The organism is Asanoa sp. NPDC050611 (genome assembly GCF_040654855.1).
In the GTDB taxonomy this organism is placed as follows: Bacteria; Actinomycetota; Actinomycetes; order Mycobacteriales; family Micromonosporaceae; genus Asanoa.
Genome location: NZ_JBFAIU010000674.1, coordinates 1 through 1,495 on the forward strand (window position 1 = coordinate 1; position 1,495 = coordinate 1,495).

Annotated in this window: 1 protein-coding gene; it reads right to left on the reverse strand. The window is 74.3% G+C overall.

The window, feature by feature from the left end; all coding sequences use genetic code 11:
- Positions 1 to 1,377, reverse strand: a 1,377-nt coding sequence (locus tag AB0H87_RS41725; RefSeq protein ID WP_360159393.1) for a DUF4062 domain-containing protein, incomplete at its 3' end; no start/stop codon positions are given.
- Positions 1,378 to 1,495: the final 118 nt, after the last annotated feature.

Genomic DNA, 1,495 nt, shown 5'->3' on the forward strand with positions numbered 1-1,495 from the left:
GTGGCCCGTGGCGGCATGGTGACGATGGCGTTCGAGGTCGAAGCCGCCGGCGAAGACGCCGAGCCGGTCGAACAGCGCCTGCTCCGCGGGCCCGAGCAGGCGGTAGCTCCAGGCGATGGTGTCGCGCAGGGTGCGCTGGCGGTCGGGCAGGTCGCGAGGGCCGCCGGTGAGCAGCGCGAGCCGGTCGGTCAGGTGGCTGACGATCGCGGCGGGGGAGAGCACCCGGACCTTGGCGGCGGCCAGCACGATGGCCAGGGGCAGCCCGTCCAACCGGCGGACGATCTCGGCGACCGCGCCGGCGTTCGCCGCCGTCAGCGCGAAGTCGGGCACCGCCGTTCGCGCCGCGTCGGCGAACAGCCGCACCGCGGCCGACCCGGCGGCGAGGGCGGCGGGATCGGTGGACTCCGGCGGTACGGACAGCGGCGGCACCTCGTAGAGCCGTTCGGCGGCCAGGTGCAGCGGTGCCCGGCTGGTGACCAGGGCCGTGACGCCGGGCGCGGCGCGCAGGATCTCGCCGATCACGGGCGCGGCGTCGGTGAGGTGCTCGAAGTTGTCGACGACGAGCAGCAGGTGCTTGGTGCGCAGCCAGGACGCCACATCGGTGCGGGCCACGCCGGCGCCGGGGCGGGCGCCGAGACCGCGGGCCAACGTCTCCGGCAGCAGCTCGCCGGACGTGACCGCGGAGAGGTCGACGAACGGCGTGCCGTCCGGGAACTGGTTTGCGAGCCGCTCGGCGGCGGCCACCGCCAGCCGGGTCTTGCCGATGCCACCGGTCCCGGTCAGCGTGACCAGCCGCACGTCCGGATCGGTCAGCAGGCCGGCCAGCGCCGCGAGGTCGCCGTCGCGGCCAATCAGCGCGGTCCGGAAGGCGGGGAGCCGGCCACCCGCCACTGCCGTCGGCGGCGCCTCCGGCGAGCGGGTGAACCGCTCGGAGAGCAGCGCGGCCAGGTCCTGCTGGACGCGGTCGTGCAACTCGTCGACGGTCCGGAACGCGGTCCCGGCCGGCCGGACCCCGGCCAGCATGCGCGCCAGCCGCGGGTCCCGGCCCGGTGCGGGCTCCTTGACGTAGATCAGCCGGGGGAGCGGCGCGGCCAGCGCGAGCTCGTCCGCCAGGCCCGAGATCTGTTCGTCGGGTGCGATCCAGCCGTAGCTTTCGCCGTACACGCCGACGAAGATCTGGCTCTGCTCCAGGTAGGCCCGGTACACCGCGCGTGGCGGGTGGGGCCGGGCGCCGTGTTCGAACATCACGGGCACGAGCCGCAGGTTCGCGATGGCATCCCGGACGGCCGCGCGCTCCGCGGCGAGCTCGTCCAGTGTGGAGCTGACGAACACCCGGGCCCGCTGGTCCGGCGTGAGGATCCGGGACAACGTGGTCACCGTTCCCCGGCGGCTTCCGCGGCATTGACCGATCGCGCGGCGAACGAGCTATTGTGCTCTTGTTTGTGGGAGGGACCACGCGAAAGGACAGCGGCCCGTGGCCAAGCAGATCATTCAC